This is a genomic window from Micromonospora sp. ATCC 39149 (genome assembly GCF_000158815.1).
Classification (GTDB): Bacteria; Actinomycetota; Actinomycetes; order Mycobacteriales; family Micromonosporaceae; genus Micromonospora.
Map to the genome: position 1 here is coordinate 2,481,074 of NZ_GG657738.1, position 25,479 is coordinate 2,506,552.

19 protein-coding genes and 1 pseudogene are annotated in these 25,479 nt (G+C 71.7%); 7 read left to right on the forward strand and 13 right to left on the reverse strand.

Annotation, left to right across the window (positions count from 1 at the left end; translation table 11 throughout):
• The 3 genes from MCAG_RS10345 to MCAG_RS10355 form a co-directional block, all read right to left on the reverse strand.
• Positions 1 to 606, reverse strand: a 606-nt coding sequence (locus MCAG_RS10345; RefSeq protein ID WP_007072909.1) for a CoA-binding protein, incomplete at its 3' end; no start/stop codon positions are given.
• 2 nt (positions 607 to 608) lie between these two features.
• Positions 609 to 1,787: an ADP-forming succinate--CoA ligase subunit beta gene (gene sucC, locus MCAG_RS10350; RefSeq protein ID WP_007072910.1), complete on the reverse strand. Its 1,179-nt coding sequence runs from the start codon at positions 1,785 to 1,787 to the stop codon at positions 609 to 611.
• Positions 1,788 to 2,409: 622 nt separating this feature from the next.
• The gene (locus MCAG_RS10355; RefSeq protein ID WP_036373050.1) at positions 2,410 to 2,814 is read right to left on the reverse strand and encodes a cobalamin B12-binding domain-containing protein; all 405 of its coding nucleotides are present in this window, start codon (positions 2,812 to 2,814) and stop codon (positions 2,410 to 2,412) included.
• Positions 2,815 to 3,205: 391 nt separating this feature from the next.
• Between MCAG_RS10355 and MCAG_RS10360 the strand changes: the two genes are divergently transcribed.
• Both MCAG_RS10360 and MCAG_RS10365 read left to right on the forward strand, forming a co-directional pair.
• A complete protein-coding gene (locus tag MCAG_RS10360; RefSeq protein WP_007072912.1) occupies positions 3,206 to 3,919 on the forward strand; it encodes a M23 family metallopeptidase in 714 nt (237 codons plus the stop codon).
• Positions 3,920 to 4,249: 330 nt separating this feature from the next.
• Positions 4,250 to 4,984 carry a M23 family metallopeptidase gene (locus MCAG_RS10365; RefSeq protein ID WP_050778171.1) on the forward strand — a complete coding sequence of 245 codons (735 nt, stop codon included), beginning with the start codon at positions 4,250 to 4,252 and terminating at the stop codon, positions 4,982 to 4,984.
• 161 nt (positions 4,985 to 5,145) lie between these two features.
• Here the strand turns inward: MCAG_RS10365 and pcrA are convergent, their stop codons facing one another.
• Entirely contained in the window at positions 5,146 to 7,545 is a 2,400-nt protein-coding gene (gene pcrA, locus MCAG_RS10370; protein ID WP_007072914.1) for a DNA helicase PcrA, read from the reverse strand.
• A gap of 293 nt (positions 7,546 to 7,838) precedes the next feature.
• Here pcrA and MCAG_RS10375 point away from each other — a divergent pair, with 293 nt between their 5' ends.
• Both MCAG_RS10375 and MCAG_RS10380 read left to right on the forward strand, forming a co-directional pair.
• The gene (locus MCAG_RS10375) at positions 7,839 to 9,689 is read left to right on the forward strand and encodes a bifunctional UDP-sugar hydrolase/5'-nucleotidase (protein WP_007072915.1); all 1,851 of its coding nucleotides are present in this window, start codon (positions 7,839 to 7,841) and stop codon (positions 9,687 to 9,689) included.
• A 577-nt stretch (positions 9,690 to 10,266) separates the two neighbouring features.
• Positions 10,267 to 10,497, forward strand: coding sequence for a chorismate mutase (locus tag MCAG_RS10380; protein ID WP_369751359.1), 231 nt, complete (start codon positions 10,267 to 10,269; stop codon positions 10,495 to 10,497).
• Positions 10,498 to 10,652: 155 nt separating this feature from the next.
• On the opposite strand, the gene MCAG_RS10385 is transcribed toward MCAG_RS10380, so the two are convergent.
• The 7 genes from MCAG_RS10385 to MCAG_RS10415 all read right to left on the reverse strand — a co-directional run bounded on the left by MCAG_RS10385 (position 10,653) and on the right by MCAG_RS10415 (position 19,136).
• Positions 10,653 to 11,666, reverse strand: a complete 1,014-nt coding sequence (locus tag MCAG_RS10385; protein WP_007072917.1) for an ABC transporter ATP-binding protein — start codon at positions 11,664 to 11,666, stop codon at positions 10,653 to 10,655.
• The gene (locus MCAG_RS10390; protein WP_007072918.1) at positions 11,659 to 12,687 is read right to left on the reverse strand and encodes an ABC transporter ATP-binding protein; all 1,029 of its coding nucleotides are present in this window, start codon (positions 12,685 to 12,687) and stop codon (positions 11,659 to 11,661) included. The genes MCAG_RS10385 and MCAG_RS10390 overlap by 8 nt, the downstream gene beginning before the upstream one ends.
• Positions 12,688 to 12,713: 26 nt before the next feature.
• Complete coding sequence (locus tag MCAG_RS10395) at positions 12,714 to 13,697, reverse strand: ABC transporter permease (protein ID WP_007072919.1); 984 nt, start codon at positions 13,695 to 13,697, stop codon at positions 12,714 to 12,716.
• A gap of 75 nt (positions 13,698 to 13,772) precedes the next feature.
• Complete coding sequence (locus MCAG_RS10400) at positions 13,773 to 14,699, reverse strand: ABC transporter permease (RefSeq protein ID WP_007072920.1); 927 nt, start codon at positions 14,697 to 14,699, stop codon at positions 13,773 to 13,775.
• Between the two features lie 147 nt (positions 14,700 to 14,846).
• Complete coding sequence (locus MCAG_RS10405) at positions 14,847 to 16,490, reverse strand: ABC transporter substrate-binding protein (protein ID WP_036373052.1); 1,644 nt, start codon at positions 16,488 to 16,490, stop codon at positions 14,847 to 14,849.
• A 652-nt stretch (positions 16,491 to 17,142) separates the two neighbouring features.
• A complete protein-coding gene (locus MCAG_RS10410; RefSeq protein WP_007072922.1) occupies positions 17,143 to 17,838 on the reverse strand; it encodes a response regulator transcription factor in 696 nt (231 codons plus the stop codon).
• Between the two features lie 2 nt (positions 17,839 to 17,840).
• A complete protein-coding gene (locus MCAG_RS10415) occupies positions 17,841 to 19,136 on the reverse strand; it encodes an ATP-binding protein (protein ID WP_007072923.1) in 1,296 nt (431 codons plus the stop codon).
• A 375-nt stretch (positions 19,137 to 19,511) separates the two neighbouring features.
• On the opposite strand from MCAG_RS10415, the gene MCAG_RS10420 reads away from it, so the two are divergent.
• The 3 genes and pseudogenes from MCAG_RS10420 to MCAG_RS10430 all read left to right on the forward strand — a co-directional run bounded on the left by MCAG_RS10420 (position 19,512) and on the right by MCAG_RS10430 (position 23,191).
• Positions 19,512 to 21,125 (forward strand): PspC domain-containing protein, encoded by a 1,614-nt coding sequence (locus MCAG_RS10420; RefSeq protein ID WP_007072924.1) that lies wholly within the window; start codon positions 19,512 to 19,514, stop codon positions 21,123 to 21,125.
• Positions 21,122 to 21,382 (forward strand): annotated as a pseudogene (locus MCAG_RS10425) (hypothetical protein); the annotation flags it as partial. The gene MCAG_RS10420 and the pseudogene MCAG_RS10425, both read left to right, overlap by 4 nt.
• A gap of 555 nt (positions 21,383 to 21,937) precedes the next feature.
• Positions 21,938 to 23,191 carry a phosphatidylserine decarboxylase gene (locus tag MCAG_RS10430; protein ID WP_007072926.1) on the forward strand — a complete coding sequence of 418 codons (1,254 nt, stop codon included), beginning with the start codon at positions 21,938 to 21,940 and terminating at the stop codon, positions 23,189 to 23,191.
• A 59-nt stretch (positions 23,192 to 23,250) separates the two neighbouring features.
• Here MCAG_RS10430 and MCAG_RS10435 read toward each other — a convergent pair whose 3' ends face one another.
• Both MCAG_RS10435 and MCAG_RS10440 read right to left on the reverse strand, forming a co-directional pair.
• Positions 23,251 to 24,171, reverse strand: a complete 921-nt coding sequence (locus MCAG_RS10435) for a phosphatidylcholine/phosphatidylserine synthase (protein ID WP_007072927.1) — start codon at positions 24,169 to 24,171, stop codon at positions 23,251 to 23,253.
• 344 nt (positions 24,172 to 24,515) lie between these two features.
• Positions 24,516 to 25,421 (reverse strand): NUDIX hydrolase, encoded by a 906-nt coding sequence (locus MCAG_RS10440; RefSeq protein ID WP_036376790.1) that lies wholly within the window; start codon positions 25,419 to 25,421, stop codon positions 24,516 to 24,518.
• Between the last annotated feature and the right edge of the window lie 58 nt (positions 25,422 to 25,479).

Sequence of the window (25,479 nt, forward strand, 5' to 3'; positions counted from 1 at the left end):
GTCGGCCTCGAACGCGGCGAGGGCGTCGATGTGGGTGGTCCCGATGATCGGGTCGCCGCCGATGCCGACGCAGGTCGAGAAGCCGATGTCGCGCAGCTCGTACATCATCTGGTACGTCAGGGTGCCGCTCTTGCTGACCAGGCCGATCCGGCCGGAGCCGGTGATGTCGGCCGGGATGATGCCGGCGTTGGACGCGCCCGGCGAGGCGATGCCCGGGCAGTTCGGCCCGATGATCCGGGTGCGCTCACCCTTTGCCACGTTGTACGCCCAGAAGGCGGCGGTGTCGTGCACCGGCACGCCCTCGGTGATGACCACGGCCAGCGGGATCTCCGCGTCGATCGCCTCGATCACGGCGGCCTTGGTGAACTGCGGCGGGACGAAGATGACCGTCACGTCGGCCCCGGTCTCGGCCATCGCGTCGGCGACGGTCGCGAAGACCGGCAGCGCGGTGCCGTCGAAGTCGACGCTCTGACCCGCCTTGCGCGGGTTGGTCCCGCCCACCACGTTGGTACCGGCGGCGAGCATCCGCCGGGTGTGCTTGGAACCCTCGGAACCGGTCATCCCCTGCACGATGACCTTCGAGTCCTTGGTCAGCCAGATAGCCATTGTCAGACCCCCGCAGCCGCCAGCTCGGCGGCCCGCTCGGCCGCGCCGTCCATGGTGTCGACCCGCTGCACCAGCGGGTTGTTCGCGCCGTCGAGGATCGCCCGGCCGGCCTCGGCGTTGTTGCCGTCCAGCCGGACGACGAGCGGCTTGGCGACCTTCTCGCCTCGCTGCTCCAGCAGGGCCAGCGCCTGCACGATGCCGTTGGCGACCTCGTCGCACGCGGTGATGCCACCGAAGACGTTGACGAAGACGCTGCGTACCGACGGGTCGGACAGAACGATCTCCAGCCCGTTCGCCATCACCGCGGCGCTCGCGCCGCCGCCGATGTCGAGGAAGTTGGCCGGCTTGACGTTGCCGTGCCGCTCGCCCGCGTAGGCCACCACGTCGAGGGTCGACATGACCAGGCCCGCGCCGTTGCCGATGATGCCGACCTCGCCGTCGAGCTTGACGTAGTTGAGGTCCTTCTCCTTGGCGGCCTGCTCCAGCGGGTCCACCGCGGCCTGGTCGACCAGCGCCTCGTGGTCCGGGTGCCGGAACCCGGCGTTCTCGTCCAGGGTGACCTTGGCGTCGAGCAGCAGCAGCTTGCCGTCGCCGGTCTTGGCCAGCGGGTTCACCTCGACCAGGGTGGCGTCCTCGGCCACGAACGCCTGCCACAGGCCCACGGCGACCTCGACGACCTGGTCGGCGACCTCGGCCGGGAAGCCGGCGGCGGTGACGATCTCACGGGCCTTCGCCTCGTCGACGCCCGTGACGGCGTCGATCGGGGCCTTGACGACCTTGTCCGGGGTTTCGGCGGCGACCTGTTCGATGTCCATACCGCCGGCGACGCTGGCGATGCAGAGGAAGGTGCGGTTCGCCCGGTCGAGCAGGTACGAGAAGTAGTACTCCTCGGCCACGTCCGCCGTCACGGTGATCATGACCTTGTGGACTGTGTGACCCTTGATGTCCATGCCGAGGATGTCGGTGGCGCGGGCCACCGTCTCATCCGTGCCCTCGGCCAGCTTGACGCCGCCGGCCTTGCCACGGCCACCGACCTTCACCTGCGCCTTGACGACCACCCGACCGCCGAGGCGTTCGGCGATCGCGCGGGCCTCCTCCGGGGTGTTGGCGACGCCGCCGGCCAACACGGGCAAGCCGTGCCGCTCGAACAGGTCCCGCCCCTGGTACTCGTACAGGTCCACTTGCGCGTCCCGTCCCGTCTCCGCGGCGCGCCGTCGCGCCGCCACCAGCGTTGTGGAATCAGTTTGACGCCTGTCATCAGTTGAAACAGGCCATTGGGCGCAGCCTAGCGAGGTCGGCACCGGCGGCAACCGAGCGGGTGCGCGGTGTGCCCTAATCCACAACCAGCGGCGTCGGCACCGTCGGGGACGGCGAACGCGGGGGAACCGGGCGGACCGGCCGGACCGGCGAACGCGGGGGAACCGGCCGGACCGGCCGGACCGGCGAACGCGGGGGAACCGGCCGGACCGGCCGGACCGGCCGGACCGGCGACCGGACGCGCAGCAGCGCATGCGGGAATTCCGCGGACGATGTTCCCAGCTCCGCGTAACCCCACCGTCAGGGCGTCGTTGAGTCAGGTGTCGGAGCGCTGACCAGCGCAAAGACGGGAGACGGCCGATGCCCTGTCGGTCGAGGGGTGGCGGCGGGGCATCGTGCATAGAGGGGCCGGACGTGTGAGGGGTGCGTCCGGCCCCTCCCCCTGCCCGGAAAAGGGGCACCGGGGCACGGGTCAGGCGAGCCGACCGGGCAGTGCGCCGGGGCGCGGGTGCAGGCGACCGACCCGGCAGCGCTTTGCGGCGCGGGTCAGGCGACCGGCTGGGCCACGTTGGCCCGCACCCACTCGACGATCGACTGCGTGGTCGCGCCCGGGGTGAAGATCTTCTTGACGCCGAGCTGCTCCAGCTCCGGGATGTCGGCGTCCGGGACGATGCCGCCGCCGAAGACGACGACGTCCCGCGCGTCCCGCTCACCCAGCAGCTCGACGACCCGCCGGAACAGGGTCATGTGCGCGCCGGAGAGCACCGAGAGCCCGACCGCGTCGGCGTCCTCCTGGATGGCCGTCTCGACGATCTGCTCCGGCGTCTGGTGCAGGCCGGTGTAGATGACCTCCATGCCGGCGTCGCGGAGGGCGCGGGCGACGACTTTCGCCCCACGGTCGTGGCCGTCGAGGCCCGGCTTCGCGACGACGACCCGGATACGAGAGCTCATCAGCGGACACCTTTCGAGGGCGCTACGACTGTCACCTGAACGAACGGTAACCCGACGGGCCGCCGACGGGGAATCCGACCGGCACCCCCAAGGGAAGCCTAGGGGGGCCAAGCATGGAGTCGGGCATTCGGGCGACAGCAATCACGGTCCGCGACGAAGGGGCAGGTGGGGGCACGTATGACCAAGTGACGAGATGTGACAATAATGGATGTAAACGGACAGACCGACACGCCAATTACCCCGTCTGGCTTGTGACGGGCGTGGCGGTTGGCTACCGTGTCCACGGTTGTCATCAGGTCCACGGACGGGTGACGACGTGGTCAGCCGACGTTCACCACCGCTTCACGAGCGCCGGCCGACCACATCGGATCCCCGACAACGGAGGGTGTGCGTGCGCCAGCGCCTGTCGTCTGAGCCCGATCGATATCGCGGTCGCCGCCGCGTACCCACCCCTCCGCGTAACCGCTACGCCGCCGTCGTCACCACCGCGTTCGTCGGCGCAGGCGTCGTCGCGCTCGGGGCGGGAGCGCTACCAGACGCCAAGAGCGTCAGCCCGTCGGTCCTCGACGAGCTCAAGCAGGCCAGCATCACCAGCCAGGACGCGGCGGCCCGTGCGGACGCCGCCGATCGGGCCTCCCGGGACAGCCGGGCGGAGACGAAGATCGCCTCGGAGCAGGACGTCTGGCTCCTGCCGTTGCAGGGCTACGACTTCAACTCCCCCTACGGCATGCGCTGGGGCAAGCTGCACACCGGGATCGACCTGGTGGCCCCCGAGGGCACCCCCTACGTCGCCATCCACGAGGGCACCGTCACCAAGGCCGGCTGGTTCGGCGGCTACGGCTACGCGGTGATCGTCAAGCACGCCGACGGCAGCGAGGCCATCTACGGCCACTCCTCCGCCGTGAGCGTCAAGGAGGGGCAGCAGATCAAGGCCGGCGACCAGCTCGGCCTGGTCGGCAACACCGGCCACTCGTACGGCTCCCACCTGCATCTGGAGATTCATGTCAACGGGGACCCGCTGGACCCGGTGCCGTGGCTCCAGGACCGCGGAGTGGACATCAAGATGCAAATCGAGCTGCACTACAGCGATGTAGCCGCTTCCTGACGCTGCGCATCGGCCGTTGACCGCCCGGATCGGCCGATCCGGGCGGTTTTTCGTGCCCGGGCGGGGGCGGAATGTCTACTGCGCCACAACCGAAGATGTGATCGGCGGCACACCGCCCATGATCAGTTATTCGGACGGACCAGCCGGCGGCGGGACACGGCGGGCACCATCCATCCCGCGCCCGCGCCGATCCGACCGTCCCCCCACCCGTCGGTCACCAGCGGAAACACCAGTATTTCGAGGTCCACGTCCCCTCGAAGGTGTAGGTCCGCCGTGCAGGAAGAGAACGTCCGCAACGCCAGCACCCCCAACGCCCCCGCCAGCCACCGGATGCGCCCCCGGCGCGGCACCCAAGCCCTGGTCATGGGCGCGGTCGCCCTGGTTGGGCTCGGTCTCGCCGGCACCGCCGTCGCCATCACCACCGGCGACGAGCCGACCCCCGCCGCAGTGGCGGTCGACGCCCCGGCCCGCGCCGAGGCCGCCGACCGCGCCGACCGCGCCGACCGCGAGTCGGCCAGCCCCGCCACCGGACCCGCCAACCCCACCACCGGGTCACCGAGCCCGTCGAGCGCCAGCGCCAGCCCGACGGCGAAGAAGGCCACCGCCAAGCCCACGCCCAAGCCCAAGCCGAAGCCCACGGCGAGAAAGACCAGCAAGCCCGCGCCGGCCTGGGTCATCCCGATGGCGGGCGCGACGATCACCTCCTGCTACGGCCCGCGCGGCGGCGTCCTGCACGCGGGCATCGACTTCGCCATGCCCGCCGGCACCCCGATCCATGCCGCCGCCGCGGGCACCGTGGTGAAGGCCGGTGACGTCGGCGACGGCTACGGCATCTCCGTCTTCGTCGACCACGGCAACGGCTACCTGACCCACTACGCCCACCAGAGCCGCACCGCCGTCAACGTCGGCGACAAGGTCAAGGCCGGCCAGGTCATCGGGTACGAGGGCTCCACCGGCGACTCCACCGGCCCGCACCTGCACTTCGAGGTGCACCAGGGCCAGATGTGGAACCAGATCGACCCGGCGCCGTTCCTGCGCGCCCGGGGCATCGACGTGGCCTGCTGACCGGAGTCGGCAGTGCTCGCAGGCCCGGCCGAGATCGCCGACCCAGCGGTAGCACTCACCCAGGTTGAGGTGCAACGACGGATACGGACCGGCCACCGACATCGCCGCGCGGCTCAATCCGCGACGATGGCACGGATCACACGTGCTGCCTCACCGCCGGCTCAGAGCTTGTCGATCGGGGCGTGCCGCAGCACCAGCCACATCGTCTGATCACCGAAGTCGATCTGCGCCCGCGCCCCGGGGCCGTGGCCCTCCACGGCGAGCACCCGACCCAGGCCGTACCGCTGGTGGTTGACCCGGTCGCCGGCCGCCACCTTCGGCCCCTGGGGCAGCTCGCTGGCCGTCGCCAGCCGGCTGCCGTCCACGCCGAGCCGCTTGGCCAGCTGCGCCGCCTTCGGCGTACCCCCGGCGAAGCCGCCGCCGCGCGGCGCGCGGTCCGCGCGCCCGCCGACGCCACCGCCACCACCACCCCACGAGGTGTACGTCCCCTCGGTGCGCTCCCAGCGAACCAGTTCGGGCGGCAGCTCCTCCAGGAACCGCGACGGCGGATTGTAGGCCGGCTGCCCCCAAGCCGAACGGGTCACCGCCCGGGACAGGTAGAGGCGCTGCCGGGCCCGGGTGATCCCCACGTACGCCAGCCGGCGCTCCTCCTCCAGTTCCCGGGTGTCGCCCAGCGAGCGCAGGTGCGGGAAGACGCCGTCCTCCAAGCCGGTCAGGAACACCACCGGGAACTCCAGCCCCTTCGCGGTGTGCAGGGTCATCAGGGTGACCACGCCCTGGTGGTCCGGGTCGTCGGCAGGGATCTGGTCGGCGTCGGCGACCAGGGCCACCTGCTCCAGGAAGCCGGCCACGGTGGCCCGATCCCCCTCCTCCCCGAGCGCCTCGATCCGCTCGGTGTACTCCCGGGCGACGCTGACCAACTCCTGGAGGTTGTCGACCCGGCCGGCGTCCTGCGGGTCGAGGCTCTCCTCCAGCTCCGTCAGGTATCCCGAACGGGTCAGCAGCGCCTCCAGGACCTCCTCCGGGGTGCCGGTCTCGGCCAGCTCCCGGGCGCCGTCCAGCAGCGCCACGAAGTCGCCGATGCCGTTGGCCGCCCGGGTGGAGATGCCCGGCGCGTCTCCCGCGCGGCGCAGAGCCGCCCCGAAGGAGATCCGGTCCCGGCTGGAGAGCGCCTCCACGCACGCCTCGGCCCGCTCGCCGATGCCCCGGCGGGGGGTGTTCAGGATGCGCCGCAGGCTGACCGTGTCGTCGTCGTTGACCACCGCCCGCAGGTACGCCAGCGCGTCGCGGACCTCCTTGCGCTCGTAGAAGCGCACCCCGCCGACCACCTTGTACGGCAGGCCGACCCGGATGAACACCTCCTCGAACACCCGCGACTGCGCGTTGGTGCGGTAGAAGACCGCCACGTCACCGGGGCGGGCCTCGGCCTCGTCGACCAGCCGGTCGACCTCCCGGCCCACCCAGTCCGCCTCGGCGTGCTCGGTGTCGGCGACGTACCCGACGATCTGCTCGCCGGCCCCGGCGTCGCTCCACAGCCGCTTCGGCTTACGGGAGGTGTTCCGGTCGATCACCGCGTTGGCGGCGTTGAGAATGGTCTGGGTGGAGCGGTAGTTCTGCTCCAGCAGGATCGTCCGGGCGTCGGTGAAGTCCCGCTCGAACTCCAGGATGTTGCGGATCGTCGCGCCCCGGAACGCGTAGATCGACTGGTCGGCGTCGCCGACCACGCACAGCTCCGCCGGCTCGATCCCCTCGGTGCCGGAGACCAGCTCCTTGATCAGCGTGTACTGGGCGTGGTTAGTGTCCTGGTACTCGTCGACGAGGACGTGCCGGAACCGGCGACGGTAGCTTTCCGCGACGTGCGGATGCGACTGGAACAGGTGCACCGTCGTCATGATCAGGTCGTCGAAGTCCAGCGCGTGCGCCTCGCGCAGTCGCCGCTGGTAGAGCGTGTACGCCTCGGCGAGGGCCCGCTCGTTGGGGCCCTTGGCCCGGCCGGCGAACTCCTCCGGGTCGACCAGCTCGTTCTTCAGGTTGGACACCTGGGCCGCCAGCCCGCGCGCCGGATACCGCTTCGGGTCCAGGTCCAGTTCGCGGGCGACGAGCTGCATCAGCCGGCGGGAGTCGTCCGCGTCGTAGATCGAGAAGCTCGACTTCAGCCCGGCGTGCTCGTGCTCGGCCCGCAGGATGCGCACGCACGCCGAGTGGAACGTCGACACCCACATCAGCCGGGCGCGCGGGCCGACGAGCTGGGTCACCCGTTCCTTCATCTCGCCGGCGGCCTTGTTGGTGAAGGTGATCGCGATGATCTCGCCCGGGTGCACGTCCCGGGCCGCGAGCAGGTACGCGATCCGGTGGGTGAGCACCCGGGTCTTGCCGGAGCCGGCGCCGGCCACGATGAGCAGCGGCGAGCCGGCGTGCACGACGGCGTCGCGCTGGGGCCCGTTCAGGCCCTCCACCAGGGCCTGCGGGTCGAGGCGGACGGCCGGGCCGGATCGGCGCGGCGGGGCCGGCGCGGACTCGGGCTCGGGCGGGGGCGCGGGGATGTCGAAGAGAGGCTGCATCGCACGGCGAGTCTATGCCGCCGGCCGGACACTTCCCGACAGCGCGGCCCCCGAAGCGGCCGGGCGGCAGCCCCCGAAGCGGCCGGGCGGCAGCCCCCGAAGCGGCCGGGCGGCAGCCCCCGAAGCGGCCGGGCGGCAGCCCCCGAAGCGGCCGGGCGGCACAGAAGATGCCGGGCGGCACACGAAGAGATTAACCCGTCACCCGTCCGGCTCTGGCGCGTCCATCCCGGATCCACAACGATGGCTGGTGAACCCCCACTTCCTCCCCCGTACACGATTTTGGGAGAAAAACCATGAGTCAACCGCGCTCGCGCGGTCGGGCGGTGCTGCGTCACCTCGCGGTGCCGGCCCTCGCACTGGCTGTCGTCGCCACGCTGCCGGCCGCCACGCGGCCCGCGCCGGCCCCGGCCGCCGACCCCTGGGCGGCCCTCGCCCCGGTCTCGGTTTCCTACGCCAAACCCACCGGCGGCGAGGTCAAGGGCAACTTCCTCAGCTACAACGACTTCCACGGCGCCATCGACCCGCCGGGCGGCAGCGGCGCCGTGGTCAACGGCACCCCGGCCGGCGGCGTGGAGTACCTCGCCACCTGGCTCAAGAAGCTCCGTGCCGAGGCCAAGGCCGAGGGGCGGGTCACCACCACCGTCGGCGCCGGCGACCTGATCGGGGCGACCCCGCTGGTCAGCGCCGCGTTCCACGACGAGCCGACCATCGAGCTGATGGACGAGATCGGCCTGGAGATCAGCTCCGTCGGCAACCACGAGTTCGACGAGGGCGTCGACGAGCTGATCCGGCTCAACAAGGGCGGTTGCCACCCGGTCGACGGCTGCCAGGACGGTGACGGCTTCGCGGGCGCGAAGTTCACCTACCTCGCCGCCAACACCATCAGCAAGAAGACCAAGCTGCCGATCCTGCCCCCGGTGGACGTCAAGTTCGTCGGCGGCGTGCCGGTCGGCTTCGTCGGGGTCACCCTGGAGGGCACCCCCGGCATCGTGAACCCGGCCGGCATCACCAAGGTCACCTTCAAGGACGAGGTGGAGACCGCCAACAAGTGGGGCGGCCTGCTCAAGCTGTTCGGCGTCAAGGCGATGGTGCTGCTGGTGCACGAGGGCGGCGCGCAGTCCCCGCCGCCGAGCACCCCGGGCGTCTCCGACTGCGCCAACTTCTCCGGCCCGATCGTCGACATCGTCAAGGGCCTGCGCCCGGAGTTCGGCCTGGTCGTCTCCGGCCACACCCACCGGTTCTACTCCTGCTCGCTGCCGAACTCCTCCGGCCAGCCCAGCGTGGTCACCAGCGCCGGTAGCAACGGCCAGCTGATCACCGACGTCGACTACTCCCTCAACCGGCGCACCGGCCGGTTCACCGGGATCTCGGCCCGCAACGTCATCGTGGAGAACGGCATCCGCAACGCCGACGGCACCTGGCAGCAGACCAGCCCCGGCGTGTACGCCCGCAACCCCGAGCTGGTGGACGCGGGCGCGAAGACGCTGGCCGACAAGTACCGCACCGCGGTCGCCCCGATCGCCAACGAGGTGATCGGGAAGATCAGCGCCGACATCGTCCGGGACGCCCAGCCCAACGGCGAGAGCCCGCTCGGCGACGTGATCGCCGACGCGCAGCTCGCGTACACGAAGAACAATGGGGCGCAGATCGCGCTGATGAACCCGGGCGGCGTGCGGGCCTCGCTGTCGTACGGTGCGTCGGCCGGCGGCGAGGCGCCGGGCGAGGTGACCTACGGCGAGGCGTTCTCCGTGCAGCCGTTCAACAACCTCGTGGTCACCCAGGCATTCACCGGGGCGCAGCTCAAGAACGTGCTGGAGCAGCAGTTCGTGGGCTTCAACGGGCAGACCACCCAGCGAATCCTCCAGGTCTCCGCCGGGCTGACCTACTCGTACGACAGCACCGCCCCGGTGGGCTCCCGGGTGAGCGCCCTGGCGCTGAACGGGACCCCGATCGACCCGGCGGCCAGCTACAAGGTCACCACGAACGACTTCCTGGCCAACGGCGGTGACGGCTTCACGGAGCTGAAGGGCGGCACCGGCCGCACCACCGCCCCCGGCTTCGACATCGACGCACTGGTGACGTACCTGGGCGCGGGCGACCCGGTCGCCCCGGGCCCGGCGAACCGCATCACCCGCCTCGGCTGAGCGGGCAAGGAGGGGCCCCTTGTTAACGCATACGGTAGAGAAGGGGCCCCTTCTCACACCTGCTGGGCGAGGAGTCGGCGCGAACGCTTGCGGAGCGGGCCGGCGGGTCGGCATACTCGACGACGTGTTCGGTCAGCGCTTCTACTTTTACTACGGCACCGGGAGTCCGGCAGCCGTGGGTCGCGCCTGATCAGATCAGACCTACGAAAGCCCCGGGCTCTGGAGAGCCCGGGGCTTTTCCGTCCCGGGATCCGGGCACCGGGCCCGACGTCCGAGGGGTACGGCGATGATGACAGACGTGGTGGAGCAGAACGGCAGCGTGGCGCGGTCCCGTCCGCAGGGTGGCCAGGACGGTGTCACCCAGGCGAGCGCCGGTAACAACAGCACTGGCAGCGGCAACGCCGGCCCCGCCGGCAACAGCAGCGCGGGTGGAAACGTGGGCCCCGCCGGCAACAGCGGCACGGGCAGCGGTCCCGCCGGCAAGGCCGGCAACACGGGCGGCGGGCGGGCCGAGGGGGCACCGCCGGCCGCCGGATCGACCCGGACCGGCACCGACGACTCGGCGGCGGCGGCGCGGATCGTCGCCATCCGGGAGCGGATAGACGAGATCGACAGCACCCTGATCGCGCTGTGGCAGGAGCGGGCCGTCCTGTCGCAGGAGGTCGGCGCGACTCGGATGGCCTCCGGGGGCACCCGGCTGGTGCTGTCGCGGGAGCGGGAGATCCTGGAGCGGTTCCGGCAGGTCCTGGGCACCGACGGCACCCAGTTGGCCCTGCTGCTGCTCCGCGCCGGCCGCGGCCCGCTGTAGCGGCACCACGGCCCCCTCGCCAGGGACGGACGGCGCTCACACCGACCGGCCAGGCACCCGACGCCCGCCGACGCGGGCCGGACATAGAGCAACCGCCTGCCGGCGTCGCGGGGACGCCGGCAGGCGGTCGGGTGTCGCGGGTCAGCCGGGGAGGCTCAGGCCTCGTGGCTGGCGACGATCTCGCGCTTCTCCGCGAAGTGACAGGCGCTCGGGTGGTCCGAGCCGGAGCGGATCTCCAGCAGCGGGACCTGCTCGGCGCAGACGTCCTGCGCCTTCCAGCACCGGGTGCGGAACCGGCAGCCCGAGGGCGGGCTGATCGGCGACGGGACGTCGCCGGTGAGCCGGATAATCGCCTTCTGGTCGCGCAGCGTCGGGTCCGGCACCGGCACCGCCGACAGCAGCGCCTGGGTGTACGGGTGGGTGGGCCGCTCGTAGATCTCGTCCTCGGTGCCGATCTCGACGATCTTGCCGAGGTACATCACCGCGACCCGGTCCGACAGGTGCCGGACCACCGACAGATCGTGGGCGATGAAGACGTACGACAGGCCGAACTCGGCCTGGAGCTTCTCCAGCAGGTTCATCACCTGGGCCTGGATGGACACGTCCAGGGCCGACACCGGCTCGTCGCAGACGATGATCTCCGGCCGTAGGGCCAGCGCCCGGGCGATGCCGATGCGCTGCCGCTGGCCGCCGGAGAACTGGTGCGGGTACCGGTTGATGTGCTCCGGGTTCAACCCGACCAGGTCGAGCAGTTCCTTGACCTTCTCCCGTCGGCTGCCCTTCGGGGCCACCTCGGGGTGGATCTCGAACGGCTCGCCGATCAGGTCGCCCACCGTCATCCGGGGGTTCAGCGAGGTGTACGGGTCCTGCATGACCAGCTGGATCTGCCGGCGCAGCCGGCGCAGCGCGCCGCCGGAGAGCTTGGAGATGTCCTGGCCCTTGTAGTTCACACTGCCGGCGGTCGGCCGCTCCAGGTTCATCAACACCCGGGCCAGCGTCGACTTGCCGCAGCCTGACTCGCCGACCACGCCGAGCGTCTCGCCGGCCCTGAGCTCCAGCGAAACCCCGTCGACGGCCTTGACGTGCCCGATGGTCTTCTTGAACACCACGCCGCGGGTGACGGGGTAGTGCTTGACCAGGTCACGGACTTCGAGGATGTTCTCAGTCACGGTTCACCAGATCCTCAGCGAAGTGGCAGGCGCTGGCGCGGTCGGCGCCGATCTGCAGCAGCGGTGGCAGCTTCTCCTGGCAGACCGGCTGCGCCATGGGGCAGCGCGGGTTGAACGGGCAGCCCGGCGGGATGTTCATCAGGTTCGGCGGCAGGCCCTTGATGGTGCGGAGCTGCTGCCCCCGCTCGTCCATCCGCGGGATCGAGTCGATCAGGCCCATGGTGTACGGGTGCGCCGGCTTGGCGTACAGGTCGTACACGTTGGCTTCCTCGACGATCCGGCCGGCGTACATGACCGCGATCCGGTCCGCGACGTCGGCGACCACGCCGAGGTCGTGGGTGATCAGGATCAGGCCCATCTGCCGCTCGCGCTGGAGCTCGGCGAGCAGGTCCATGATCTGGGCCTGCACGGTCACGTCGAGCGCGGTGGTCGGCTCGTCGGCGATCAGCACCTCCGGGTCGAGCGCCAGCGACATCGCGATCATCGCGCGCTGCCGCATGCCACCGGAGAACTGGTGCGGGTAGTTGCTGAACCGGCCCTTGGCGTTCGGGATCTTGACCTGGTCGAGCATTTCGATCGCGCGCTTCTTGGCGTCGGCGCGACTGAGGCCGCGCCGGATCCGGAACTGCTCGGCGATCTGGAACCCGACCGTGAAGACGGGGTTCAGGGCGGAGAGCGCGTCCTGGAAGATCATCGCGATGCCCTCGCCGCGGATGCGGCGGCGCTCCTCGGCGGACATGGTGAGCATGTCCTTGCCGTGGAAGCGCACCTGGCCGCCGGTGACGAAGCCGGGCGGCGTGTCGAGGATGCCCATGACGGTCTGCGCGGTGACGCTCTTGCCGGAGCCGGACTCGCCGAGCACGGCGAGGGTCTCCCCCGCGTCGACGTGGTAGGTGACGCCGTTGATGACCTTGGCAACGCCGTCGCGGGTGCGGAACTCCACCCGCAGGTCCTCGACCTCCAGGAGGCGACCCGAGGGGCGGCCGGATCCGTCGGCCCCCGGCTTGGACTGCTCGGACACGAGAATGTCGGACAACTCAATCTCCCCTAGCGCAGTTTCGGATCGAGGGCCTCGCGGACCGCCTCACCGAGCATCACGAAGCTGAGGACGGCGGTGACGAGGAACGCGGAGGGGAAGAAGAGCAGGAAGGGCGAGACCCGGATGTAGTTCTGCGCTTCGCTGATCATGATGCCCCAGGAGACCACCGGGGTCTTCAGGCCGATGCCCAGGAACGACAGCGTGGCCTCCGCGCCGATGAACGAGCCGACCATGATGGTGCCGTAGACCAGCAGCGGGGCGAGGCAGTTCGGCAGCAGGTGCTTGAGGATGATCCGGCCGGTACCGGCCCCCAGCGCCCGGGCCGCGACGATGTAGTCGGCCTCCTTCGTCGCCAGCACCGAGGAGCGCATCAGCCGCATCACGACCGGCCAGCTCAGCACGACCAGGGACATGATGACCAGCCCCATGATCTGCCACTCGTTGTTGCTCGACCCGGCCCCGTTGAAGGTGGTCAGGATGACGATCGCGCCGAGCACGAAGGGCAGGCCGAAGAAGATGTCGGCGAAGCGGGAGAGCAGGGCGTCGACCCAGCCGCCGGCGTAACCGGCGATGATGCCGATCGTGCCGCCGATCAGCAGCGTGCCGATGGTGGAGATCAGGGCCACCACGATCGAGGCGCGGGCACCGTAGATGACCCGGGCGTAGACGTCTCGGCCCTGCACGTCGTAGCCGAACCAGGCGGCGGCGGACGGCTCGACCCGGCTGCGGGACAGCGCGCCGTTGACCGGGTCACCGGAGGTGAACAGCGACGGGAAGGCCGCCATCGTCACGAAGACCAGGATGAGGATCGCGGAGATCCAGAACAGCGGCTTGCGGCGCAGGTCGCGCCAGGCGTCGCCGAGCAGGCCGCGCGGCTTCTCCTTGCGGGCGTTCTCGGGCAGGCCGGCGGCGACGGGCGCGCCGGAGCCCGCCTCGGTGGGCACGGTAGCCGGCGGGGTCGAGACGATCGATGCGGTGCTGGGGTCACTCATGCCGCCACCTCGCTGCGCTCGGTGCCAGGGCGGTGGCCCCGACACGCTGCGTTCATGACTCGTTCGCGACGCTGCTCACTCATAGCGGATCCTCGGGTCGAGAGCGGCGTAGAGCAGGTCCACCAGCAGGTTCATCAGGAGGTAGACGAGCACCAGGACCACCACGATGGAGACAACGGTAGCGCTCTCCTTGGTGACGATCGCCCGGAGGACGGCGCGGCCGATGCCGTTGATGCCGAAGATGCCCTCGGTGACGATCGCGCCGCCCATGAGCGCGCCGAGGTCGGTGCCGAGCAGGGTGACGACCGGGATCAGCGAGTTGCGCAGCAGGTGCACGCCGACGACGCGCCGCATCGGCAGGCCCTTGGCGATGGCGGTACGGACGTAGTCGGCGCGGCGGTTCTCCGCGATGCTGGTGCGGGCCACCCGGGCGACGTACGCCATGGACGCGCTGCCGAGGACGAAGCCCGGCAGGAGCAGCTCGGACAGCCGCATCTCGTTGGAGACCGTCGGGTGGACGATGCCCCACTTGACGCCGAGCAGCCACTGGAGGACGAAGCCGACGACGAAGACCGGCAGCGCGATCAGGAAGAGCGTGGAGACGAGGACCAGGTTGTCGAGGAAGCCGTTGCGCCGCAGGCCGGTCAGGACGCCCGCGCTCAGACCGATGATCGCCTCGATCGCCAGGGCCACCACGGCGAGCTTCAACGTGTTCGGGTACGCGGTGGCGATGATGTCGCCGACCGCGCGGTTGTTGAACGTGATGCCGAAGTCCCCCTGGAACAGGTTCTTCATGTAGGTCGCGTACTGCACCCAGATCGACTGGTCGAGCTGGTACTTCTCGGTCATGAAGTTGATGTACGAGTCCGGGCACCGGCGGTCGCCGCACTTGCCGGCGAACGGGTCGCCCGGCACGGACCAGACGAGCCAGTAGATCAGGAACGTCGTACCGATGAAGACCGGGACGAGTTGCAGTAGCCGTCTCAACAGATAACGGCCCATGGGGTGGTCCTCCTGACAGGGGGCGCGTCGGACGGCCGCCGACACGGGTGACGTCAACCTGGCGGGGAGTGTTGTGTACTCCTCGCGGAACGGCCCCGGGTCGGACCCACCGGTAGGTGAGCCCGACCCGGGGTCAGACCGAACGGATCAGAGCTCGACCGAGGTGATGTCGAGCTCGCCGACGTTGCTCAGCTCCATCTTCTTGATCTTCTCCGAGTGGCCGGACTGCTGGCCACCGAAGTAGATCGGCATCGACGGAACGTCCTGGTCGATGAGCTTGACGGCCTCGGCGAACTTGGCGTGCGAGGCGTCGAGGCTCGGCGCGGAGCTGGCTTCCTTGGCCAGGGCGTCGACCTGCTTGTTGCTGTACAGACCGTCGTTGGACGAGCCACCGGTCACGTAGAGCGGGTTGACCCAGTTCTCCACGTCCGGGTAGTCCTGCTGCCAGCCGGCGCGGTAGGCGCCCTTCATCTTGTGGGCGTTGATGTTCTGGCGGAACACCGCGAAGGTCGGCACGCCCTCGGCGCGGGCGTTGATGCCGAGGTTGGTCTTGATCTGCTGCGCGACGGCCTCCATCCACTCCTTGTGGCTGGCGTCGGCGTTGTAGTACATGACCAACTCGCCCGTGAAGCCGCCGGCCTCGGCGAGCAGCTTCTTGGCCTCGTCCACGTTGAACTGGCACGCGGTGCAGTTGCCCGGCGTCGCGCCCGGGGTCAGCGGGTTGGCCCAGCTGTCGGCCGGCTTCCGGTTACCGAAGAAGATCTTGTCGGTGATCTCCTGCCGGTTGATCGACAGCGAGATCGCGCGACGCAGCTTCGGGTTCTGGAAGCGCTTGTCGTAGATCGGGAAGGCGATGATGCCGGTCGACGGGGTGGTCGACGAGACGGCCCGGTCGCCCAGGTCCGACTTCCACTTGTCACCCGCGAGGGCGGAGACCGGAACCTGCTGCATGAAGTCAAGGTTCCCGGAGACCAGGTCGCTGTACGCGGCCGTGTCGTCCTGGTAGATCTTGATGTTGACGTCCTTGATCTTCATCTTGTCGCGCAGCTGGTAGTCGTCGAACCGCGTCAGCTTGATCGCGACGTTGTTCTCCCAGGACACGAACTTGACCGGACCGTTGCCGATCGGCTTCTTGCCGAACTCCTCGGCGCTGCCCGCGAAGAACGCGTCCGGCAGCGGCATGAAGGTGCTGTAGCCGAGCTTGGTCGGGAACACGGCGGTCGGCGCGGAGAGCGTGACCTCGAAGTTCCAGTCGTCGACGACCTTGAGGCCGGACATCTCCTTGGCCTTCGGCTCCGGAGCCTTCTGCGGGCCCTCCGGGCCGTCCGGGTCCGCCGTGTTGACGTCGGCGAAGCCCTCGATGTCCGAGAAGAAGCTGGAGTTCTGCGCGCCGTTCGGCGAGTACGCGCCCCAGTTCCAGGCGTCCACGAAGTTCTTGGCCTTGACGACGGTGCCGTCGTGGAACTTCGTGTTCTGCTTGATCTTGATCTTGTAGACCTTGGAGTCGGTCGTGTCGATCGACTCGGCCAGGGCGTTCTGCGGGGCCCCACCGTTGTTGGGGTACTCGACCAGGCCGGTCCACATCCAGTCGATGATCTTGCCGCCACCGGTCTCGGTGGTGTTCGACGGAACCAGCGGGTTCTCCGGCTCGGTGCCGTCGACCGTGATAGCGCCGTCCGCGCTGGTGGCGGCGTCGCCACCATCTCCGTCGCTGCTGGAGCAGCCGGACGCGACGAGCGCGAAAGCCGCGCCCAGCGCGATCGCGCCACTCGCCCGCTTCGAGACTCTCATTCCGAGGGGCCTCCTCTTTCTAACCTGTTCCGTCGTGGGTTTCACGCACGCATGGGGGTGACGCCGCCGACGGTCGCAAATTACCGACCGCCGGCTTACCGCAGGAAAACCGGGACACCCCTGATGTACCGATCCGCCGGGCCGCCGCACCACACCGGGATCGGCACCCGCGCAGGACTCGACGACCACGAACCGTGACTTCTCGACACATTCGTGGCCGCGTGACCGTGCATGGGCGCCTCACACCGGGGGTGAGGTGCTGCAACTGTGACACCTGACGGCCCGTTACGTGAAGGTGCCGTTATCAAGCCGTTAGTTGCCCGCAGTGTGGCCGATACTTGAGAAATGATCTTGAAACAAGTCAGCCACACCCTGCTGAACAGCAAAGATACAACCAGCCTTCGCGTTCCCACCAATGCCCGCACGCGACCTGTGAACTTTCCCGCTCGCCGTCGAGGCGCCGGGCGGCGCGGGACGGGCCCGAACACGCTCTGCCCGTCCGGTGGACCCGGCCGTCAACCACGCGGCGATCAGCATCGACCGAGCGGGGGAGGCAGGCGGAGTGACCGCTCTCACCGTTACGCTGAGTCACACCGCCAGTGCGTCAAGACCCGCCACGGAGAACGCGGGGCGCGACTGAGAGGAAAGTCGATCACACCAGGCGGCGGTCCGCGGCCCAGCGGGACAACTCGTACCGGTTGGACATCTGGAGCTTGCGCAGGACGTTCGACACGTGCGTCTCGACCGTCTTGATCGAGATGTAGAGCTCCTTGGCGATCTCCTTGTACGCGTACCCCCGGGCGAGCAGACGGAGCACCTCGCGTTCCCGGTTGGTGAGCTGGTCCAGCTCGGGATCGGCCACCGGGGCGTCCGGCCGGGCGGCGAATGCGTCCAGCACGAACCCGGCCAGCCGGGGGCTGAACACGGCGTCCCCGTCTGCCACCCGGCGGATCGCCGCGGCCAGCTCGTCCGGGGAGATCGTCTTGGTGACGTAGCCCCGGGCACCGGCCCGGATCAAACCGATCACGTCCTCGGCGGCGTCGGAGACGCTCAGCGCCAGGAAGCGCACCTGCGGGTGGGTGCGACGCATCGACTCCAGCACCGCCCGGCCGCCACCGTCGGGCATGTGCACGTCCAGCAGCACCACGTCGGGCGCGGTGGCGGCGATCCGGGCGACGGCCTCGGCCACCGTGCTGGCCTCGCCCACCACCTCGACGTGGACGCCGAGCTCGGCGCGGACCCCGGCGCGGAACATGGCGTGGTCGTCGACGAGGAAGACGCGCAGTCGCGCCGGTACGCTCTCCGCGCCCGCCGCACCCTCGACCGGTCCTCTCGGCTGCTCGGCCATGGTCATCTCTCCCTTTCCGACGTGGACTGGTCGCGGGAGATCGGCAGGATCAACCGGACCTCGGTCCCCTCACCCGGCTCGGAGCGGATCTCCGCCCGGCCGCCGTGCCGCCTCATCCGTCCGATGATCGACCCCCGGACCCCGTGCCGGTGATCCTCCACGGTATCCGGGTCGAAGCCCTTGCCCCGGTCCCGGACGAAGACGCTCACCTGCTCCGGTTCCACCTCGGCGTACAGGGAGACCGTCCGCACCCCGGCGTGCCGGGCCGCGTTCACCAGCGCCTCCCGGGCCGCCGCGACCAGCGCGCCGACCCGCTCGTCGGTGTCCCGGTCGCCCACCACCACCGCCTCCACCGTGATGGCGAAGGTGTCCTCGACCTCGGCCGCCGCCTGCTCCAGGGCCGCGGCGAACCGCTCGGTCGGCGAGGCGGTCGGCTTGTAGAGCCAGTTGCGCAGCGACCGCTCCTGCCCGCGCGCGAGCCGCTGCACGGTCGTCATGTCGGCGGCGTTGCGCTGGATCAGCGCGAGGGTGTGCAACACCTGATCGTGCACCATGGCGGCCAGCTCCGCCCGCTCCTGCTCGCGGATGCGCCCCTCCCGCTCCGAGCGGAGCTGGTTGTACGTCCGCCAGAGCACCGGGGCCGCCACCACCCCCACCCCGGCCAGCCCGACCAGCGCGAAGATGACGCCGTTGACCACCGCGTCGAAGTTCTGCGCCGGTGAGTAGACCGCCGCCACGCCGATGATGCCGACCGCGACCAGCACCCCGCCGCCGATGAACCGGAGCACGAACGCGCGCCGGTCGTTCTCCTCGATCACCGCGCCGAGCCAGGGCACCGGCATCGAGTCCCCCCACTGCCGGCGGCGCTCCGGCGCGGACTGGTGCCAGATCACCCCGGCCCCCACCGCGATGATCGCGACCAGCCAGCCGGCGGTGCCCGCCGCGCCGACCGAGTCGAAGACCACCATCTGGAGCACGAGCACCGCCAGCCCGATCGCCACGAACGGCAGGAGCTGGCCGAGGTCCCGGCGGGCCGGGACGGCGGTGTCCCCGGGCCGCAACGGCACCACCGCCCAGAAGGCGGCGTAGAGCAGCAGCCCGAGCCCGCTGAGGCCGAGCAGCACCATGAAGGCGACCCGCACCCGGACCACCGAGATGCCGAGGTGATCGGCGATGCCGGCGGCGACGCCGGCGGCCATCCGGTGCTCGGGCGCCCGGTAGAGCCGGGGTGGCTGGGTCACGGCGCTGATCGGAGGCTCCCTGCTCGGTACGGGGCGCGCCGGGCCGACGTTCGGCATGGGCGCGGACGCACGCCGGGGCCGGCGACGCCGATCCGATCGTCACACGCCACGGTCGCCCGGGACCACGGGGAACGCCCGGACATCCGGGGTGGCCGGATCTCACGGTGGGGGTCAGGGTCGGTTCCTGAGGTCTATCGCCAGCCGGAGCAGCAGATCGAGGCATGACCGAGGAAGCTGCCCCGCCGCCCCGCCCCGAGACGGCACCGCCGGGCGGGCCACCACCGCCCCCGGCGGCCACCACGCCCGCCGACTGGACCGCGCCGACCACCTCTGGCCCGGGCGACGCCCGCGCCGGCCGGCCCGGAGGCGACCGCCGCGCCGGGTGCGTCCCCGGAGACCGGCCCGGCCCCCGGGGGCTGGCCGCCGCCGGACGTGCACGGCACGGCCACGCCGCCGCCCGGGGGCGACGGGCCGGGGGCAGGCAGCCCGCCACCCAGCGGGTACGGGGCCCCGCCGCCCGAGGGTGCCGGCTTCACCTCGCGGTACGGGCTGGTCCGGCCCCGCGAGGGTCGCTACCTGGCCGGCGTCTGCGCCGCGATCGGGCGGGCCACCAACACCGACCCGGTGCTCTGGCGGGTGCTGCTCGCCGTCCTGGGCTTCTTCGGCGGCATCGGCATCCTGGTGTACGTCACGGCCTGGCTGATCATCCCCGGCGAGGGTGACACCGCCTCCCCGGTCGAGTCGATGCTCGGCCGAGGCCGGTCCAGCATGTCCCCGGTCACCGTCATCGTGCTGAGCATCCTGGTCGCGGTGAGCTTCGGCTACATCGTCACCGACGCGTTCCGGGCGGTGCTGCTCGGCGCGGCCATCCTGATCGGCGGCGCGCTGCTGCTCAACCGCGACCACACCACGGCGGGCCGGCGCACCCCGCCCGGCCCGGCCCCCGGCCCCGGCGCGCCCGCCACCGCCCCGCCGGGGCCGGTGCCGCCGGCCGCCTGGCCCGCGCCGGGGCTGTTCACCCCGCCCGCCGGGCACGAGGCAGCCCCCCGGACGCCGTCGGTCGGCCCCCCGGTCCCCGGCCAGCCGTCCGGCGCGCCGCTCGCGGGGCAGCCCGCCGGGGTCTTCGCGGGGCACCCGTTCGGGGCTCCGTCCCCCGGGCAGCCCGCCGCCGGGTGGGCCGCCGCCGGGTGGGCCGCCGCCCCGGGACGGCCCCCGGCCGGGGCGACCGCCGGGCTACCGGCCTGGCCGCCCGCGCCGGACCCGTCGGCCGGTTTCCCTCCCCCGCTCGGCGCACCCGTGGGCAGCTATCCGCCGGTCGCCGCGCCCACGCCGCCCGGCTACCGGCCGCCGTTCGCCCCGCACGGCCCGTACGCCAAGGGGCCGCAACCGGCACCGCCGCCGCCACTCCCGCCGGCCAAACCACCGAAGCAGCCCAAGGAACGGTCCCCGCTGGGTGCCGTGACCTTCTCGCTGATCTTCCTGGCGCTCGGCGTGGTCGCCGTGCTCGACCTGCTGGACGTGGTGGAGGTGGGGGCGGCGGCATACTTCGCGGCGGCCCTGGCGACCATCGGGCTCGGGCTGCTCGTCGGCACCTGGTTCGGTCGGGCGCGGTGGCTGATCGCGCTCGGGCTGGTCACCGCGGCGGCGCTCGGCGTCGCCACCGTCGCGGAGTCCTACGACCGGGTCCGTGGCGTGGAGGGGGACGTCACCTGGGCTCCCACGGACCGCCGCGACGTGGCCGACCGGTACGAGAACAACTTCGGCGACGCCGTGCTGGACCTGCGCGCCATCGACTTCGACAAGCAGGAGACCCAGATCACCGTCGCGATCAACTTCGGCCACGCGACCGTGGTGGTGCCACCCAACGTCGACGTCACCACGCTGGCCGACGTCAACGCCGGGGACGCGACCATCTTCGGCAACCACTCGGAGGGGCTGGTTGGCCGGCTCCGGGAGAGCACCGACCTCGGCGCGGACGGCGCCGGCGGCGGGAAGCTACGCCTCTACATCCACGTCAACGCCGGAGATCTGGAGGTGACCCGGTGAAGGCGCACCGCACCGACGTCGTGTCGCTCGGCTTCGGCCTGTTCTTCGTCGCCCTCGCCGCCTGGTGGCTGTTCGCCCAGCTGCTCGGCCTGGCCCTCCCGCCGATCGGCTGGTTCCTGGCCGGAGGCCTGCTCCTGATCGGCGTGCTGGGCCTGGTCGGCGCGCTGCGCTCCGGCCGGGTCGACCGGACGGCCGCCCCACACGCGGCAACCACCGGCGCCACGGCCACCGAGGCCGGTGCCCAGCCGGCCGAGGAACCCGGCGCCGACCTCACCGCCACCGAAGCAGGTGGCGAGCGGGCCGACGAGTGGCCGATCGCCGCCGTCTCCGACAGCCTGCCCGAGGCGGTCGAGGACCGGCCGGTCAGCGGCGGGCAGGCTCCCCGCTGGTCGCCGACCGATCCGCTCGACGAGGACCTGGCCACCCGAAAGTTCGGGACCGGGGCGGCCCGCGAGCGGGACACCGAACCGTTGCCCCGATTGGCCGCCGACGCGACCGCGCCGTACCCGCCGGTGGAGTCGGACGCCCCGCCGCAGCCAGGCCCCGAGCGAACGGCCGGTTGACCGCTGCGGTGCGGGCCCCGGCGGAGTGCGCATATGCTGGCCGATGGAGATCTCGCCTCCGCCGGCCGGCCCACGCCGCGGGCCCCACCCGCAGCCGAGCCGTCGGGCCGCCGACGACCAAGCCGCGTCGCGGGGCCTCGCCCGAGGCCCGGCCGCCCGGTCGCCGGCCCGTTCGCGCTCACCCCAGACCGGTCGCCGTGGCGATCCCACCGCGATTCCCGTCTCTACCTCGTCAGGAGCCCGTTCGACATGACCCAGTCCCCCGCCGTGCGCACCTCTGGCCGGCCCGGTCCGGTCCGCATCGGCGAGCGCGCCGCCCGTACCCTCGTCACCGAACTCGCCCGGCGCAACGACCCGAAGGCAGCGCTGCTGTTCGGCGCGACCCCGGACTCCGCGGTTCTGGCCGCGGCGATCGACGCCCTGCTGCCCGGCGACACCCTCACCGTCGTGCCGGCCGGGTCGGCGACGCCGGCCGCGCTGCGCGAGCACGTGACGGCCCAGGGCCGCTGGGTCGCCGACCGGGTACGCGTGGTGGACTCCCTCGCCGAGGCCGAAGCCGCCGAGGTGGTGATCGCCGCCGAGCCGCTCACCGGCACCGCCGACGAGGCCCGGACCACCGTCGACGGCCTGGCGAAGTACCTCGCCGACGGGGCGGTGCTCGCCGTGGCGGTGCCCGCCACCCCGGCCCGGACGGCCGGCGCGGCTGCCGAGTTGGAGCGGCAGGGCGCCCTGCACGGCGTCGGGAGCGACCTGGTGCTGCGCAACTCCCCGCCGGTGCGGGTGCACCGGCTCCGGTTCACCCCGGCCGACGCGACGGTCGCCGCCCGCCTCGCCCCGGCCCACCGGCCGTCGAGCGTCCCGCTGACCCGGGGCATGCACATCGACTCCAACGGGGTGGCGGCAGCCGGCATCGCCCTCGGCCTGGCGGCGCTGACCCGCCTCGCCCGGCCCAAGTCGAAGCTCTGGCTGCTGCCGGCCCTGGCCGCCGCACCGGTGGCCGCGTTCTTCCGGGATCCGGAGCGGGACGTCCCCGAGGACCCGTCGGCCGTCGTGGCCGCCGCCGACGGGCAGGTGCTGTCGGTGCAGCGGCTACACGACGAGCGGTTCGGCGACGGCGAGTGGCTGCGGATCGCGGTGTTCCTGTCGGTGCTGGACGTGCACGTCAACCGCTCCCCGGTGGCCGGCAAGGTGGTCGACTACTTCGTCGCCGACGGTGGGTTCGTCAACGCCATGAAGCCGGACGCCGAGCACAACGTGGCGGCGTACACGGTGCTGAGCACCGAGCACGGCACCGTCGTCGTGGCGCAGCGCACCGGGCTGATCGCCCGGCGGATCGTGCAGCGGGCCCCGATCGGGTCGCTGCTGGCCAGGGGCGAGCGCTTCGGCCTGATCCGGTTCGGCTCGCGGACCGACGTCTACCTGCCGGCCGACGCGGCCGACCCGCTGGTCGGGCCGGGCGACCGGGTGGTCGGCGGGTCCACGGTCATCGCCCGCTGGCGCTGAGCCGGGCACGACGAAAGGGGCGCCGCTGGCGCGGCGCCCCTTTCTGGTCGATCGTCGGCTCAGGCGGTGCGGCGCTGGCGCAGCCAGAGCACCGGGCCGCTGACCAGGTAACCCACCACGATCAGAGCGAAGGTGAGCCGGACGTCGACCAGCGCGCCGACCACCGGGGCCAGCCAGAGCCACGGCGGCAGCTTCACCAGCCGGGCCAGCTTCGCGTACGGGAAGCTGGAGACCATCGCGAAGGCAAGCAGCGCCACCCCGACGATCTGCACGAGGCCGGGCAGCGGCAGGCCGAGGGCGACGGTCAGGGCCAGCACGGCCGCGGCCATCGTGGTCGGCACGCCGCAGAAGAAGCGGCCGTCCCTGGGCGAGACGTTGAACCGGGCGAGCCGGATCGCCGCGCAGGCGGCGACGAGCGCGGCGGCGACCGCTGCGGCGGCTCGCGGGGCCTCGCCGGCGAGCGAGGCGTAGACGACCACCGGGGCTGCCAGTCCGAAGGAGCACATGTCGGCCAGCGAGTCCATCTGGGCCCCGAACGGGCTGGCCACCCCGAACCGGCGGGCCAGCGCGCCGTCGAGTCCGTCGAACAACACGCAGGCGATCAGCAGGAGCGCGGCGAGGCGCACCTCGCCCTGCATGGCCACGAAGATGGCGTTGATGCCGAGCATGAGGCTGGCCAGCGTGCAGGCGTTGACCAGCGCGAACTTGGCCCGGCGGGCCGCCGTCCGCGCACCGGGCAGCAGCGGGATCGACATCGACGCCGCGTCGTCGACCGGGGCGCTGGGGCCCACGGCCGGACTCACCGGCACGACCGCCTCGACCTCGGTGCGCCGGTACCGGTCGAGGCCGTAGCGGCGGCGCTGCCGGTCGAGGTAGCGGTGCTTGGGCGAGGCCAGGTCGGTGCCCGCGGCGGCGACGCCGTCGCGGCGCCCCACCCGGACGAGCAGCACCTGGCGGGCGAACGTGCTGCTGCGGCGCAACGGGCTCGCCCAGCGACGCCCTGCGGGGCGCGGACTGTCAGTCGTACGACGCCGGCGCCATGGGGCTCTCGGCACGTTTCCTCCATCACCGGATCGGGCTGGCCGCCACGAGGGCGGATGTCCGGCTGTCTCGTGCCGGACCGCTTCTGGCCCGGCAGCCGTCAAAGCGGAGTACACCATTGCACAGGGGTGGGGGGCTTGGCGATAGCTGCCGGCGGTGCTTGCATCTCTGTTGAACCGCGCGAATCGCCTCTTCATTCCCATCTCAGGCCCGATCGCCCGATTCTCCATAACCCCGCCTTCAGCCTACCGGAGGCCGTCCTCATCGACTCGGCGGGCGGGCGCTATGCGGCCCGATGTCCGGTTACCAGCGCCGCCACCTCGGTCATCGGCAGATCGTCGAGCCGGTCCGGCGGGAACCAGGCGGCGGCGGCCGTCGACCCACCGGCCAACTCGGTGACCCGGGCCTCGGTGGGCTCGTCTACCACCGCCCGGTAGACCACCCGCACCCCGTGCCAGTCCAGCGGCCGGCCCTCCGGCCCCAGCTCGCCGGGATCGTACCGGTGGTGGACCGCGAGCAGGTCGACCACCCGGCCGAGCTGGCCGGTCTCCTCGACCAACTCGCGGAGCAACCCGGCGGCCGGCTGCTCGCCGTGGTCGGTGCCGCCGCCGGGCAGGTGCCACAGCCCGGCCCCCGGGTACCCGTCGGCGATCAGGGTGAGCAGCACCCGCCCGGCCTGGTCGGTAACCAGCCCGTACGCCGCGAAGCGCTGCCGCCGGTCGGCCTGGACCGGCGGGTACGGGCCACGGGCCGCGCCGGGCGCGGGCTGCGGCAGCGGGGTGACCGGCAGGCCGAGCACCTCGGCGGTGAACGGCATCAGCGGCAGCCCGGCGGCCTCGTCGAGGGTCGGCCAGCGCACCAGGTCGGTGGTGCCGTCGGGCTCGTCGCGGAGCGTGCCGCCGGTCACCTCGACGGCGAAGACGATCCGGTCGGTGTGCAGCGCCACACCCGGCAGCCCGGTGACGTCCGAGACTGCGGCCAGCACGCCGGTCACCTCGACGGCGAGCCCGGTCTCCTCGGCGTACTCCCGGACCACGCCGGCCTCGGGATGCTCCCCGTGCTCCAGCCCGCCCCCGGGCACCTGCCACACCCCGGGGTAGTCGGCCGACGGGGACCCCCGTACGAGCAGAACCCGCCCGTCGCGGCCCTGACAGACCCCGTAGACCCCCACCCGCCGTCGCTGTTCCAGCACCGCGCGCCTCCCGCTCCCCGGGCCGAGCACCCGGTCGATCATGAAGCTATCGCCT